16 protein-coding genes are annotated in these 14075 nt (G+C 53.8%); 12 read left to right on the top strand and 4 right to left on the bottom strand.

Features of this window, described 5'->3' with window-relative positions; all coding sequences use genetic code 11:
- The first annotated feature begins 6 nt into the window (after positions 1-6).
- Positions 7-1167, top strand: a complete 1161-nt coding sequence (locus tag VMF88_06840) for a cysteine desulfurase family protein (protein ID HTY10773.1) — start codon at positions 7-9, stop codon at positions 1165-1167.
- A gap of 40 nt (positions 1168-1207) precedes the next feature.
- Positions 1208-1741 (top strand): hypothetical protein, encoded by a 534-nt coding sequence (locus VMF88_06835; GenBank protein ID HTY10772.1) that lies wholly within the window; start codon positions 1208-1210, stop codon positions 1739-1741.
- On the opposite strand, the gene VMF88_06830 is transcribed toward VMF88_06835, so the two are convergent.
- Genes VMF88_06830 through VMF88_06820 form a run of 3 tightly spaced genes read right to left on the bottom strand, consistent with a single transcriptional unit; the run spans position 1735 to position 4544 of the window.
- Positions 1735-2664 carry a Ppx/GppA phosphatase family protein gene (locus VMF88_06830; protein HTY10771.1) on the bottom strand — a complete coding sequence of 310 codons (930 nt, stop codon included), beginning with the start codon at positions 2662-2664 and terminating at the stop codon, positions 1735-1737. The genes VMF88_06835 and VMF88_06830 overlap by 7 nt on opposite strands.
- A complete protein-coding gene (gene prmA, locus VMF88_06825; protein ID HTY10770.1) occupies positions 2661-3521 on the bottom strand; it encodes a 50S ribosomal protein L11 methyltransferase in 861 nt (286 codons plus the stop codon). Before prmA ends, VMF88_06830 begins: the two co-directional genes overlap by 4 nt.
- A gap of 54 nt (positions 3522-3575) precedes the next feature.
- Positions 3576-4544, bottom strand: a complete 969-nt coding sequence (locus tag VMF88_06820; GenBank protein ID HTY10769.1) for a M28 family peptidase — start codon at positions 4542-4544, stop codon at positions 3576-3578.
- Positions 4545-4735: 191 nt separating this feature from the next.
- Between VMF88_06820 and VMF88_06815 the strand changes: the two genes are divergently transcribed.
- Positions 4736-5743, top strand: a complete 1008-nt coding sequence (locus VMF88_06815; protein HTY10768.1) for a DUF4097 family beta strand repeat-containing protein — start codon at positions 4736-4738, stop codon at positions 5741-5743.
- Positions 5744-5798: 55 nt separating this feature from the next.
- Here the strand turns inward: VMF88_06815 and dacB are convergent, their stop codons facing one another.
- Positions 5799-7280: a D-alanyl-D-alanine carboxypeptidase/D-alanyl-D-alanine-endopeptidase gene (gene dacB, locus VMF88_06810; GenBank protein HTY10767.1), complete on the bottom strand. Its 1482-nt coding sequence runs from the start codon at positions 7278-7280 to the stop codon at positions 5799-5801.
- Between the two features lie 147 nt (positions 7281-7427).
- On the opposite strand from dacB, the gene tsaD reads away from it, so the two are divergent.
- The 9 genes from tsaD (at position 7428) to VMF88_06765 (ending at position 13974) form a co-directional block, all read left to right on the top strand.
- Positions 7428-8450, top strand: coding sequence for a tRNA (adenosine(37)-N6)-threonylcarbamoyltransferase complex transferase subunit TsaD (gene tsaD, locus VMF88_06805; GenBank protein HTY10766.1), 1023 nt, complete (start codon positions 7428-7430; stop codon positions 8448-8450).
- Between the two features lie 14 nt (positions 8451-8464).
- Entirely contained in the window at positions 8465-9253 is a 789-nt protein-coding gene (gene trpA, locus VMF88_06800; protein ID HTY10765.1) for a tryptophan synthase subunit alpha, read from the top strand.
- A 50-nt stretch (positions 9254-9303) separates the two neighbouring features.
- Complete coding sequence (locus tag VMF88_06795; GenBank protein ID HTY10764.1) at positions 9304-9603, top strand: chorismate mutase; 300 nt, start codon at positions 9304-9306, stop codon at positions 9601-9603.
- Positions 9572-10618 carry an endolytic transglycosylase MltG gene (mltG, locus tag VMF88_06790; protein HTY10763.1) on the top strand — a complete coding sequence of 349 codons (1047 nt, stop codon included), beginning with the start codon at positions 9572-9574 and terminating at the stop codon, positions 10616-10618. The genes VMF88_06795 and mltG overlap by 32 nt, the downstream gene beginning before the upstream one ends.
- A gap of 118 nt (positions 10619-10736) precedes the next feature.
- Complete coding sequence (sppA, locus tag VMF88_06785; protein HTY10762.1) at positions 10737-11642, top strand: signal peptide peptidase SppA; 906 nt, start codon at positions 10737-10739, stop codon at positions 11640-11642.
- An 18-nt stretch (positions 11643-11660) separates the two neighbouring features.
- Positions 11661-11957, top strand: coding sequence for an HU family DNA-binding protein (locus VMF88_06780; GenBank protein HTY10761.1), 297 nt, complete (start codon positions 11661-11663; stop codon positions 11955-11957).
- 21 nt (positions 11958-11978) lie between these two features.
- Positions 11979-12839, top strand: a complete 861-nt coding sequence (locus VMF88_06775) for a tetratricopeptide repeat protein (GenBank protein ID HTY10760.1) — start codon at positions 11979-11981, stop codon at positions 12837-12839.
- A gap of 321 nt (positions 12840-13160) precedes the next feature.
- On the top strand, positions 13161-13553 hold the full coding sequence (locus VMF88_06770; protein HTY10759.1) for a YtxH domain-containing protein: 393 nt from the start codon (positions 13161-13163) through the stop codon (positions 13551-13553).
- Between the two features lie 34 nt (positions 13554-13587).
- A complete protein-coding gene (locus VMF88_06765) occupies positions 13588-13974 on the top strand; it encodes a hypothetical protein (GenBank protein ID HTY10758.1) in 387 nt (128 codons plus the stop codon).
- Positions 13975-14075: the final 101 nt, after the last annotated feature.

The raw sequence follows: 14075 nt of genomic DNA, 5'->3' as shown, positions 1-14075 counted from the left end.
TTTTGAATGCCGAACGGCCACGCTGAAAGCGTCTACCTGGATTACAGTGCGACAACGCCCGTCGACCCCGAGGTCGTTGATGCGATGGAGCCGTATTTTTCGCGTTCGTTCGGCAATGCCTCATCCATTCATGCATTCGGCCGGAAAACGAAAATTGTCCTCGAGGAGAGCCGGGAAAAAATTGCCCGCGCGATCGGGGCGGAGCCGGGGGAAATTTTTTTCACGAGCGGCGGGACAGAGGCGGACAACCACGCGCTCGCAGGTGTGGTATCTGCCGCAAAGCGTTCTCATGGGAAGCATCACCTTATCGTTTCTTCCGTCGAGCACCATGCGGTGCTTCGCTGCGCCGAGTACCTGTCGGCAAACGGTTTCGATGTGACCTATCTTCCCGTTGACGGATATGGAAGAGTCGACCCGGATGATGTCCGCGGGGCGATACGTCCGGAGACGGCGCTTGTCTCCGTGATGCACGCGAATAACGAAATCGGAACGCTGCAGCCGATCCGGGAAATTGCCAGGGCTGCTCATGACCAGGGTGTTGTCTTCCACTCCGACACCGTGCAGTCCGCCGGAAAAATTCCGGTCGATGTCAATGACCTCCCGGTTGACCTGCTCGCGCTTTCAGCGCACAAATTCTATGGTCCCAAAGGGATCGGCGCGATCTACATCCGCAAAGGGATCGACATAGACCAATTTATCCACGGCGGAGCGCAGGAACGGAACAGAAGGGCCGGCACGGAAAACATCCCTCTCATTGCCGGTTTTGCCAAAGCGATCGAAATCAGCCGCCGCGATATGGAGAAAAATATTGCTCATGCGAACGAACTGAGGCAGGAGTTGCAACGCCTTCTTTCGCGCCGCTTCGAGTCGATATTGTTTAACGGTCACCCCGTCGATGCCCTGCCGTCGATCGTCAACATCTCCTTCGACAGCACGAAAGCCGACATCGACGGCGAGGCATTGCTGTTGAATATGGATCTGCGCGGGATCGCCGTCACGAGCGGATCAGCCTGTTCGTCAGGGAGCATGGAGCCGTCCCACGTCCTCCGGGCTATCGGGCGCGATCTTAAAACCGCGCGCGCCAGCATCCGTTTCTCGACGGGAAAGAATACGACGATGGATGAGATACGGAAGGCCGTCGATGTTTTGGAGGAAGTTGCGCGGTAAAGTACCGCAGCCGCTGTCTAATTTTTTGAAAGGGATCGCTATGAAGTTCGTGGTCATCATTGTCTTCGCAGTGCTCTTCTTCGGGTGCGACAACACTCCGGAACAAGCGCCGGCGAATTTGCAAAAAGGGGACGAGTATTTCGCCGCACAGCAATACGAGGTAGCGGAGTATTATTACGAGAAGATCCCGGAAGAAAGTCCTCTCTACAAAGAGGCTCAGCTGAAGATCGACAAGATCGACGAAATCCAAAAAAATTCGATACCAAAGATCTCAGTGGCCGAAGAGTCCCAAAAAGTTTCGATCTTTGAACAGACAATGACGAGCAATTCGGGGGGAACCGAGCCGGTGCATTCTGTCGAGCTGAACAACGAGTCCTCCCATAAACTCGTGTCGGTCGTCCTGGAGTTCACGTACTTCGATGCCGGCGGGAACGTTGTTGCGGTGAAACAACTGAAGGTACCGTCGCCGATGCTGGGAAAGACTCAGGAGACATTCAAGGAGATCGCGCCGGGCCACCTCGAATCGCCGTGCACGTCGAGCAAGGTAAAAGTTGTTTCGGCAGAATTTCAATGAGAGGAACCGCCTTTTTCGACCTCACGCAAAAGAATGCCGTAGCGTAAACCGCGGTCGCTCACCACAATTGTCCTCAACCGGGCGGCATCCATGAACTCCAGCAAGATCATGATGCCCGCCAAAAGGATATCAGCTCTCCCCGCCGAGATTTGAGGAATGGCCTTGATGTCATCCAGGGTCTTACCTTTTAAGAGATTGAACGACGATACAATATCATCCAGCTGAAGTTCATATCCGTGGACTTTCTTCGGATCGTACTGCGGCAATTGAAGCATCATTGCGGCGAGCGTCGTGACGGTCCCCGCCACACCGACTGCAAGCGGGATAGACGACCGGATGAAAGAGACGGATTCAAGCTGTTGTCTGATGAATGCTCTCGTCTCGGCGAGCGCCTGATCTGTCGGCGGCGAGGTCTGCAGGAGCCGTTCTGTAACACGGACGCAGCCGATATCAAGGCTTACCTTGTCGAGGATCCCCGATTGCGCGGCCGCGATGATCTCCGTGCTTCCACCGCCGATATCCAGGACAGTAAAATTACCGAAGGAAGTATCAATGCCGACCACGGCGCCGCGGCACGTCCATTCCGCTTCGTCGTTCCCCGTGAGGATCTCGATCGCAATGCCGGTTTCTTTGAGAATGAACTCGCGGAATTCCTCTCTGTTTGCGGCATCCCGAAGAGCGCTTGTTCCCACCGCGATGATTTTTTCTGCGCCGAGCCGCGTTGATGTCCCCCCATACTTCCGCAGAAAATCCGCGGCGCGATGAAAGGTCTCTCGATTGATCACGCGCTTCTCGTCGACCCCCTTGCCGATCCGGGCAATGACTTGTTCGTCGTGAACCACTCTGGCGATCCCGTTCACGCCAATGTCGGCAACGAGCAGCAGAATGGTATTCGTGCCGATGTCAATGCTGCTTACTCTCATGTCATTTGCTTCCGCGCCGCTATCCCGATCCATTCATTTTCGCTTTCAACGAAGTGGATCGCATATCGACGTTCTGAAAGGACTTTGTTTATGGGATCGTAGTCGTCGCGCAAGAGCCCTGAGAGGAGAAGGGTCCCGTGCTGACTGATCTTCTCCAGCATCGAAGGAAATAACTCGGTGATGGTGTTCCGTGTGATGTTTGCAAGGATGAAATCAAATTCGTGCTCTGTGACGACGTCGAGCGATCCGAAGCGGATCTCCACCTTCTGTTCGCATCCGTTTCGTTCGACATTTTCTTTAGCGTTGACATACGACCATTCATCGATGTCGACTCCCACCGCAAATCGGGCGCCGAATTTCACCGCAGCGATCGCAAGGATCCCGGTGCCCGTTCCCACGTCGAGGACGAACGAACCCGGCGTTATCGCCCGCTCCATGATGCGTAGCATCAGCCGCGTTGATTCATGATAGCCTGTGCCGAACGACATTTTGGGGTCGATGATCAACACAACTTGTCCGTCCGGGTTCGTCACATCGCGCCACGACGGGGTGATGATGATGCTCTCCGTCACCGCAACGGGCTGAATCGATGCTTCCCATTGCTGATTCCAATTCTGCTGCTGAATTTCGGAGACGCTGGAAATTGTGTCAAAAGGGAGGCCGTTCTGTTTCACGATCGACGATACCTTCATCCCGACCGCTTCATCCCAGTGACTTTTTGGGATGTAACAATACAGTACGGCGTCGTCCTCGAGAAATCCGTTGAAACCGATTTCAAAGAGTTGAGAAGAAAGAAGCTCTCTCAAGGCAATGTCTGCGGCGAGGCGGAGAGCGACTTCGACGTACGGTTCATTCATAGCGGGTCAAAGGAGGGGGAGCGTTTCACGAAGCTGCATGGATTGCCTATGCATCTACTTGCCCGTACCCGGCAATTCTGAATAGATGACCTGCATTAACACTTTCCCGACTGCACCTAGGCTTTCAGCGCTGCATTTGTCAGGCGTATCCTGTGTTGTGTGCCAATAGGGGTATTGAAAGTCGATAATGTCAACCGCGGGGAGTCCCCCTTCGTTGAGAGGCGTATGGTCGTCCGATATTTGCTCCCCGGGGACATTAATGAACTGCGTGACGCCGAGATTTTCTGCCGTTGACCAGATCCGTTCGACGACCTCGGGGGCATAGGCCGCGGAGCTTTGTTCCATCGGGATCTGGAGGTCCTTGTAGCCGACCATATCGAGCAGCACTGCGAATCGCGGCCTGTAATTCTCGCTTTTGACCTTCATAAAATATCGGGTACCCAAAAAATAATTTTCGAGATCGTGGCTTGTGCCGTAATCTTCTCCATCCACAAAAAGAATGTCGACGCCGATGCGCGGGGGAGTTTGTTTGAGAAGACCGGCGATTTCCATCAGCACCGCCACGCCGCTGGCTCCGTCATTCGCGCCAAGGATCGGCTGATTCCGCTTGGCAGGGTCTTTCTCTTCGTCGGATCGCGGACGAGTATCCCAATGAGCCAGCAATAATATTCGGTCCGTTGCCGAACTGTTGAAGGTTCCGAAAATGTTCGTCAGTCGTAAAATTTCGCCGCCGTACCCGTGGTGAATAAAATCCTGCCGTGTCACGTGTTCTGCATAGCGTGACAGCTCATGCGAGAGGTATTCCAGGCACTGTTGGTGTCCGATTGAATTCGGGTTGCGCGGACCGAAATCCGTCTGCGCCTTCAGATACGAGAATGCTTTTTGACCGTCGAACTCGGGCATGGCGATTTTTGCCGGGAGTGTTTGGGATGGCGGCGATTGCTGCGGATGCGGGCTTTCTGGACGCTGATTGCACGATGTGAAAAGAACTGCCGCCGTTAACAGCAATGGAAATTTGATCATAATCCGGAAGTTGGTGGTGAAAAATGATACAAAAAAGGCCAGCGAGAAGCAATGACATAGGCACCATCGCCATTGATCCATGGAACAAAAGGGAGTATCTGCAAACGATTTGCCGTGAATACCCTGCAACTTTTCTCTAAAATATTCGTTATGTGAACGAGGGGAAAAGAATATAAAACCAAGGAGCGGCTATGAAAATATCACCTTCCTCATGGGCTAAAATAATTGTCTTTATCGCTGTCGGCATCATGTTCGGCGGCGTGATGGTCCTTTATTCGAATTCGCAGTTCGACAACCCGTCTTCGGATTCGCCGCGGGATGAACTGCGATCGATGTTCGGTCACGATGAATCTTCGTCGACCAACCGGCACATCGAAAAGAATTTCTCAGTGAAAAGCGGGGGCAATCTTCTGCTCGACACCGACGCCGGGGATGTCGATATCGTCACATGGGATAAAGAGGAGGTCCTCGTAAAAGTCGATATCGAGGGGAGCGACCGCCGTTCCGATAAATTCGACGTCCGGTTTTCGGAAAGCCCCGACCGGATCTCGATCATCGGCAAAGCGAACGATAATAATTTTTTTAAATGGGATATGGGCGATCTGGACGTGCGGTTCCATGTTACCGTTCCGAAAAAGTTTTTCATCAAGGCAAATACCTCCGGCGGAAATATGACGCTGCGCGACCTTGACGGGGATGTACGCTTCGAGACGAGCGGAGGCAATCTGACGATCGACGACGTCAACGGGACGGTCGACATCAATACTTCCGGAGGGAACATCGACGTTCGCAAGATCAAGGGGGGGCTGAAAGGCGTCACTTCTGGCGGGAACGTCCATGCCGACGAAGTTGCAGGCGGGGTCAATGTCGAAACCTCCGGCGGCGAGATCGAGCTCTCCGGTATCGACGGAAACGTTCACGCGGAAACGTCCGGCGGCAGCGTCATGCTCAAATTGATCGGAGACAACAAGGGCGTTGACATCCACAGCTCGGGAGGGGATATCAATATTTTTGTCAACGACTCTATCTCGGCAAACCTCGAAGCGTCGACGAGCGGCGGAAAAGTCAGGTGCGAACTGCCGATCACCGTCAAAGGAGACATGGCGGACGACGAACTGCGCGGAAAGATCAACGGGGGGGGGAATGTGATCCGGGCGGAGACTTCCGGCGGGGACGTGCGCGTAAAAGCGTTGAAGTAATCTTGTTAGAAGAGAACCGGCGATACGGCCGCTGAAGAAAGTTTCGGCGGCCGCTCTATTTTTGGCCGTTCGTGGAGTGCGTCCGCGAAAAACCTGCCATGAGTGAGCCGATGGCGTCCTGGATTCTTCTATACGGTTCTCCCGACCCGATATAATTCTGCATCATCATCGAGAAGCAAAGCATTTCTCCGTCGGTGGTCGTCACGTATCCTGAGAGAGCGCTCACCCCGCCCAGAGTGCCGGTCTTTGCGTGAAGATTATTCTGCGCCGGCGTTCCTTTCATCCTATTTGCCAGGAGCCCATCGACGCCGGCGTTGGGAAGCGAGGAATAGTAGAGATCGAAAAGATCCTTCCTGGAGTACATTCCCCGAAGAAGCGAGACCAATAGTTCCGGCGTCAGCAAATCATAGTGAGAGACGCCCGACCCATCCACCATGAGAAACTTTGCGGTGTCGATGCCGAAAGTAGAAAGTGTCCGTTTCACTGCCGAGATGCCGTGGAGCGTCGTTCCGGGAATTCCGCAGCATTCCGCTCCGATGCTCTTCAGCGCGTTCTCAGCAGAGAGATTATCGCTCATTTTATTCAGATAGACGACCATCGAATCGATCGGCTGCAGATGCCGGCCGAGCAGGAGGGCGGACCGCGGGATCGTGTCGAGCAGCAGCTTCCCATCGAAGGAAATATTCTCACGCTGTAATTCTTCCTTCACTTGCGTGAGGAAGTACATCTCGGGTTGCCAGACGGAGAGCTCTTCCTTCTGGGGCTTTGATCCGCGCGGAATTTGCCCTCTGACCGTTATGACGTTGAGCCGTTCCTTGAATTTTCGTGATATCTCAAGCGTCAATGGTGCAGTGTCGGGCGACGTGGTTGCCGCGGCGAGAAGAGAAACGTAATGCGTTGGAGGATCGATGGCGACAATGGCGGTATCCCCGGCATTCTGAGCCGGCGTGACGGTCACCTCGACGCAATTGCGGTTGATCGAAAGCGCGGAGTTGTAGGCGGCAAACCCCGACGGCTCGTCGTCCCACATCCACCCGGTTCCCCAACGCTCATCGTCGAAATAGCTTGCGTCGCCGATCACGTTCCCGCCGATGTGAGCGATCCCTTTGGTCTTCAGCGTCGAAAGGAGATCTGCCAGCTGCGCCGAAGTGAGATCGGGATCTCCAAATCCCCTCACATAAATATTCCCGAGGAGCGTATCATTGCTGCTCGCCGTGTCTGCGTAGAGTTCGGTCTTGAAGGAGAAATGCGGTCCCAACGTCGCCAGTGCCGCTGCCGAGGTGACCAATTTCATGTTCGAAGCGGGCCGGAGGAGCGTTTTCGCTTCGCGCTCATAGAGAGTTTCGCCGTTCTCAAGAGAGACGATCTTGATTCCGCATGTCGTTGCCGTAAACAAAGAATCGGCAAAAAGAGCGTCCACTCGTCGTCGAAATTGCTCCAGAGGAGTTTCGCCGCGTGTCAACCGCTCAAGAGTGGAACAACTCTGCAGCGTCAGAGCGATTATTGTCAGTACCGGAAATAAGAGATATTTTTTCAACGGAGGTGTTCGTTGTTTTTGCGAACGATCGGACGCAGTTCAATGTAGATAAATTCTTTTGTGCGTGCAAGAAAAAGGAGCGGGGGCCGAGATGCAGGCTCGTCCCGCTCTTTTTGACATTCATATCTCAATTGTTATATTGAGAACATGAATGCTCCGGTGACAATTCTTGGCATAGAAACTTCCTGCGATGAAACGTCCGCCGCCGTTATGCGCAACGGCATACTCCTCTCGAATATCGTCTCGTCCCAATTTGTTCATGAACAATACGGGGGAGTCGTCCCCGAACTTGCGTCGCGGGCGCACCAGAAATTGATGATTCCGATCGTCCAGGAGGCCTTATTGAAGGCCGGCGTCGGACAGGATGAACTCTCCGCCGTCGCCGGCGTTATCGGCCCGGGGCTGATGGGTTCACTTCTTGTAGGATTGAATTTCGGGAAGTCGTTTGCCTACGGATTGAAAATTCCTTTCATCGGCGTCAATCACATGGAAGCGCACATCTATTCGAACTTCATCGAAGAACCGAGTCCGGCCTTTCCGTTTCTCTGTCTTACCGTTTCCGGCGGGCACACCGAATTGGTCCTTGTGCGCGGGGATTTCAACTATGAAGTGGTTGGCCAGACGCGGGATGATGCCGCGGGGGAGGCCTTCGATAAGGTCGCAAAAATGCTGGACCTTGGTTATCCCGGAGGGCCGAAGGTCGATGCCCTGGCAAAAAAAGGAAATGCTGCGGCGATCGATTTTCCCCGCTCGTTCCTTGACGATGACCCATTTGGATTCAGTTTCAGCGGGATCAAAACCTCCGTCCTCTATTACTTGAGAGATCATGGGGAGGTCCTTCCGGACCGCCTGGCCGACATTTGTGCGAGCTTTCAGGCATCGATCGTGGAAGTGCTTGTCGGCAAAACGATGGCCGCCGCCCAAAAATTTGGTATCAACGATGTTGCAATGGCAGGCGGAGTTTCTGCGAATTCCGGGCTTCGGCGTTCGATGATCGACGCCGCGTCGCATGCCGGTGTGCGGCTCTTTATGCCGAAGCTTGAGTATTGCACCGATAACGGCGCGATGATCGCTGCCGTAGGGCATAGAAAATTTTTGCATGGGTTGTTTTCTTCGATCGCGGAGAGCGCTGTCGCGGCACTGGGACTGACCGCTCAATCTACCAACTGACGCCGATTTCACCCGTGAACCGTATTCATACTCTTTTCCAACAGCTCCGATCTCAAAACAGGAAGGCGCTCATTCCATACATCACGCCTGAATTTCCGGTTCGCGGGACGACTGTTCCGTTGATCCTCGGCCTGGAGAAAGCCGGCGCGAGTCTGATCGAGGTAGGCATTCCGTTCTCAGACCCGATCGCGGACGGCACGACCATTCAGCATTCGTCCCATGTCGCGATCCAAAACGGGGCGACAGTGGGAAGAATTCTGGAGTCCGTTCGCGCGGCACGGCGCGAGACAGCCGTCCCGATCGTGTTGATGGGCTATTTGAATCCGATCTTCCGGTACGGGATGGAGAATTTTCTTCGGGACGCCGATCAATGCGGGATCGACGGAGTCATTGTTCCGGACCTGCTTCCCGAAGAAAGCGAGGTGTGGAGGTCATTGTCCGCTAAATACGATGTGAGCAATATTTTCCTTGTCGCCCCCACGACTCCGGCGGAAAGGATCAAATATCTTGATTCTCTCTCCAGCGATTTTTCGTATTGTGTTTCGGTCACGGGGGTGACGGGCGCCCGGTCGAACTTTGACGGAACGCTGGACGGCTTCCTGCAGCGCGTGAAAGCGAACACTGTCAAGCCGTTCGTCGTTGGTTTTGGAATTTCAAAGCGGGAGCACGTCGTCTCGATCTGCCGGTACGCGGACGGCGTCGTCGTCGGCTCTGCGCTGCTTCGCAGCATCGAGAACGAATCGGGCATCGATCGCGTCGTTGCATCGTCGCAGGAATTTCTCTCTTCGCTGCAGGAACGATAATCACACTGTGTCACGCTGGACCGTTCCCCACAACCAATCAGGGACAGACGATGGGTTCTTCTATAGATGAGTGGCGGATCAAAATTGACAACATCGATAAAACATTGGTCGACCTGCTGAATGAACGCGCCAGGTACGCCGACGAAATCGGAAAGATAAAAGAACAGCTCGGGCTCGATGCATATTCTCCAAAACGCGAACATGAGGTCCTGGAAAATGTCCTCGGCGCCAATAAAGGCCCGCTTTCCGACGCGGCGCTCCGCCGGCTGTTCGAACGCATCATCGATGAATCCCGTAAACTTGAACGTGAGGCAATGAGTGAACGCAAAAAATCTCCTTCCCAAAAGTAACAGTCGTTCAGTCAAGCTCCTTCAAACGTCAGCCGTCGTTGTCGTGCTGCTGGTCCTTGCGTCCCTCTATTTTCTTCTCTGGGAATCCAATTCATTCGACCCGTCTCCTAAGATCGTCACTGTCAGCCGCGGAGAAAGTTTTTCCCAGGCGGTCGATGCATTCTCGGCGTCGGGTCTTTTGAACCATCCGACATTGTTCAAGATCAGCGGAAAGGTTTTCGGCTATGCCGGGAAGATCAAGATCGGAAAGTACAGTTTCACGAGCGGCATGTCCAACAGGGAAATTCTCTATGCCATCAGCACCGGTACATCGACAGCGAATCCTTCCGTCACCATCTATGAAGGCTTGCGCGGCACGCAGATCGCCAGGATCCTGAGGAAGGAGGTAGGTATTGATTCGGCCAAACTGGCACAGGAGCTTAGCGACACGTCGCTCATTCAGCTGAAGAATCACGGCGCCTCTTCGCTGGAAGGGTTTCTGCTTCCGGATACCTATGAATTCTATTGGCAGGTGGATGAAAAGGAGATCATTCGCGATATGCTGGGAGAGTTCCGAAAATTCTTTGCCGACAGTCTGCAAGAACGGGCCAGGAAAATGCGGATGACGATCGGCCAGGTCCTGACGATGGCCTCCATTGTCGAGGGGGAAACGGTCTTGGATCGCGAACGCCCGATCATTGCAGGATTGTACTACAATCGTCTCCGCCGAGGCATGAAATTGGAGGCCGACCCCACGATTCAATATCTCATCCCCGACGGTCCGCGCCGGCTTCTCTACAACGACCTGAAAATAGCATCCCCGTACAATACCTACCAGAATTACGGACTCCCCCCCGGACCGATCAACAATCCTGGAAGGAAATCGATTCTTGCCGCGTTATATCCCGCACAACATAACTACCTGTATTTTGTTGCCGACGGCCTCGGAGGGCATCGGTTTGCACGGACGTTCGACGAACACCTGAAGAATGTCCGGGCCTACCGCCGCGCCCATGCCGCCGCACTTCCCAAATAATACCACTCATCACCGAAACTAAGATCTTTCGGCCGGAGTAATTCTGTTGACTTTCGCCGGCTAATTTTATATAATTGTATAAGATTCAATGACTTAGACACTTTTCCTGCTTCATGCTATGACCAAAACGACTAAGTGGGTGCTTGCAGGTATTGGCACTGTCTTCATTCTCTTTATCCTGTTTTGGGCTGCAATTTTCTTTTTCATTTTTCAAGGGGACAACGAAGAGGAGTATACTTCCGGCGGCAGCGGAGGGACTCTTGCAGTCGTGGAGTTGAAAGATGAAATCGTCTCCTCGGAAAACATCGTACGTCAATTCAAAAAATACCGCGAGAGCTCGTCGGTGAAAGGGATCGTTTTTCGCATCGAGTCCCCCGGCGGGGGCGTTTCGGCAAGTCAGGAAATTTACGAAGAAGTGAAGAAGACGCGCGACAGCGGCAAGCCGGTTGTCGTCTCGATGGGCTCCGTTGCGGCAAGCGGGGGTTACTACGTCGCATGCGGCGCGACAAAGATCATGGCGAATCCCGGCACAGTGACCGGGAGCATAGGCGTCATCACGCAATTTTTGAATTTTAATCAGTTGATGGGAAAAGTAGGGGTCGGTGCAACGACGGTCAAAAGCGGCAAGTTCAAGGACACGGGAAGCCCGTACCGGGAAATGACAGAAGACGAGAAAAAATATTTTCAGGAAACGATCGACGATGTCTATCAGCAATTCCTTGGCGTGGTCGAGACCGAGCGAAAGCTTTCGCACGACGCCGCGAAGAGACTGGCGGACGGACGGATCTACACCGGGAAAAAAGCGTACGAGGCCGGTCTTATCGATACGCTCGGAACGTACGAGGATGCGATCGCACTGGCGGCCAAGCTGGCGAAAATTTACGGGACTCCGAAGATCGTGAAGGAACGGAAGAGGGAACGGCTATCGGATATGTTGTTCGGCAGCCTGACGGAACAATTTGTCGGCCTGAAAGAGAATCTCTTCAGTCAGCCGATTCTGCAGTATAAACTCACACAACCGTAACAACACAGGAGAACGGACTTGACCAAAGCAGATATCGTGGACGTCATTGCTTCCGGCACGGGCTTGACGAAGGTTGAAACAGAAGCGGTGGTCGATGGCTTTATTCAGACCGTGATCGCTTCGCTGCGCGACGGCAAGAACATCGAGATTCGCGGGTTCGGCAGCTTCAAAGTGAAAAAACGGAAGGGAAGAGTCGCGCGGAATCCGAGGACGGGGGAACAGGTTCAGGTGGACGAACATTACGTTCCGATCTTCAAGGTGTCGAAGGATCTGAAAGCTATCGTCAACGACAATCTTAAGAAAACGCTCGGCTAGAATATTTGAAAGGCATCTCTTGTGGCAGTACGACCCTCCATTGTATGCGGCAGCTGCGGCGCGCCGTTGACTCCGGGCGATAAGTTTTGCGCCAAGTGCGGAACGGCCGTGTTGTGGGATGCCGTCCCCCCTCCGGTAAAAGAAAATGTCCAGCCGTCCCCTGTCGTTACTTGCCCTTCCTGCGGAATTCAAAACGCCGCCGAAAATACTGTGTGCAGCGGATGCGGTTCGCCGCTGACGGTAAAACCTTCCGCGAAGAAAAAATCCGCCGCGCCTGACGACGAACCGGTCAGAAAAGGGGAGGCGAAACAGAAGATCGAATCCTGGAAAGTCCTTTCGGTCGCCGGCGCTCTTGTCATCGCGGTTCTTGTCGGCATCGGCGTGTTTCGCAATCCCCCCAAAGAACCTTCTCCTGAAACCCAGCAGCCCGACAATAGCAGCAGCGCTCCCGCGGTCAGCCCGACGCTGATCAGCGATATCGAGGTGCTTCAGAAGAATGTCGATGCAAACCCGAACGACGCCTCGATGGTCCTTCACCTGGCCAATGCGCTTCACGATGCGAAATTTTTGCCGCGCGCCATCGAGACCTACAAAAAGTACCTGCGGATGAAGCCGGACGACCCGGACGCCAGGGTCGACATGGGAATTTGTTATTATGAGAACGGCGACTCGCCGTCAGCGATCAGGGAAATGCAAACAGCGTTAACGCACAACCCGAAACATCAAATGGCATTGTTCAACCTGGGCATCGTGACCCTCAACCAAGGCAATCTGGCCGAATCGAACGAATGGTTCAGGAAAGCCGTTGGAGTCGACCCGAATTCGCAGGTTGGACAGCGCGCACAACAAATACTCACTCAACATTCAACCATCCAACAATAACCTTTCAAGGAGGCGTTCCGATGCCAAGCGGAAAAAAACGCAAACGCCATAAAATGGCGACGCACAAGAGGAAGAAGCGGCTGCGGAAGATGCGTCACAAGAAGAAGATCCGGTAGACGGACGAACTGCTCACGGCCCGCTGCGTGGGCGGTTCGTTTTTTTCTCCTCGTTGGAATTCCCGTCCCGCAGTCATCTCCGGAACCATTCGCAATAAGGAGTTCCCCGTCCGTGAACGGCGGCGATCCGCCGCTTGATTTTTCTGGAAAAAAATATTACCCTGTTTTATTCGCTAGTGTTCGACAGTTTAATTTGGAGGATTCAATGTCTGCTGATGAAGAAAGTGGTATGAGGAAGGGTTTGCTCTTCGGCTTTCTTGCCGGAGGAGTGGTCGGGGCGCTGGTCGCCTTGCTGTATGCTCCGAAGCCGGGGAAGGAACTGCGCGCCGATATCAAGAACAAGGCCGGCGAGATCATGGACGATGCCGAAGGCTATATCACCGTCGCAAAATCGAAGGCGGTCGACATTATCAATGAAGGGAAGAAACGTTCGGAGAACCTCATTACGGAGGCCAAAAAACGGGCTGAAACACTTCTCGGCGACGCCGAAAAGATTCTCACCGACGCGAAGGAACGAGTGAATACGGAGGAGACGAGGATCAAAAGTGCCGTTCGGGCGGGGGCGGAGGCATACCGGGGCGAGAAAAACAAGTCCTAAAAGCTATTGTGTACTTCACTAAGTGGAGATCTCCGTGAACTCTCTCTTGATCGTTGCCCAGATACTCCTTGTGGTATCGCTGACCGTGTTAGCGGTGTACCTCCTCGTCGTCCTGACGAAGGTGAAATCCATGCTTGGCCAAATTGAAAGCGATGTTAAGGAAGTCAGCGCCAGGTTGATCCCCGTGCTGGAGAATATGGAAGTGATCACGTCCAAGCTCAGGGCCATTACGGCCAATGTGGACGACCAGATGTCGATCGTGAGGAGTTCCGTTCAATCGCTCAAGCAGATCGCCGACAATGTGCTGGAGTTCGAGCGCCAGGTTCAGGAGCGCGTCGAAGCGCCGGTACTGGAGGTCGCGGGCATCCTCGGATCGGTCGTCCGCGGCGTTGCCGCGTTCATCAACCGCTTGCGAGGATAATTCACCATTCTTCACGCGTGAGAATGGGCTTCTCACACACCTTCGTGCATTTTCACCCGCGGAAAAAGATCGCTCTGTCCGCCGTTGACCTTCATTCAATG

The sequence above is a fragment of the Bacteroidota bacterium genome (assembly GCA_035506275.1).
GTDB lineage: Bacteria > Bacteroidota > Ignavibacteria > UBA10030 > UBA8401 > JAGVPT01.
This window is presented reverse-complemented; position numbering and strand designations above follow the sequence as displayed.

Bases quoted from the DNA above. Each gene is read 5' to 3' on its own strand.
- VMF88_06795 (HTY10764.1), top strand. From the start codon at position 9,304: ATGGGTTCTTCTATAGATGAGTGGCGGATCAAAATTGACAACATCGAT.
- VMF88_06815 (HTY10768.1), top strand. From the start codon at position 4,736: ATGAAAATATCACCTTCCTCATGGGCTAAAATAATTGTCTTTATCGCT.
- VMF88_06770 (HTY10759.1), top strand. From the start codon at position 13,161: ATGTCTGCTGATGAAGAAAGTGGTATGAGGAAGGGTTTGCTCTTCGGC.
- VMF88_06835 (HTY10772.1), top strand. From the start codon at position 1,208: ATGAAGTTCGTGGTCATCATTGTCTTCGCAGTGCTCTTCTTCGGGTGC.
- VMF88_06820 (HTY10769.1), bottom strand. From the start codon at position 4,544: ATGATCAAATTTCCATTGCTGTTAACGGCGGCAGTTCTTTTCACATCG.
- tsaD (HTY10766.1), top strand. From the start codon at position 7,428: ATGAATGCTCCGGTGACAATTCTTGGCATAGAAACTTCCTGCGATGAA.
- VMF88_06840 (HTY10773.1), top strand. From the start codon at position 7: ATGCCGAACGGCCACGCTGAAAGCGTCTACCTGGATTACAGTGCGACA.
- sppA (HTY10762.1), top strand. From the start codon at position 10,737: ATGACCAAAACGACTAAGTGGGTGCTTGCAGGTATTGGCACTGTCTTC.
- prmA (HTY10770.1), bottom strand. From the start codon at position 3,521: ATGAATGAACCGTACGTCGAAGTCGCTCTCCGCCTCGCCGCAGACATT.
- VMF88_06830 (HTY10771.1), bottom strand. From the start codon at position 2,664: ATGAGAGTAAGCAGCATTGACATCGGCACGAATACCATTCTGCTGCTC.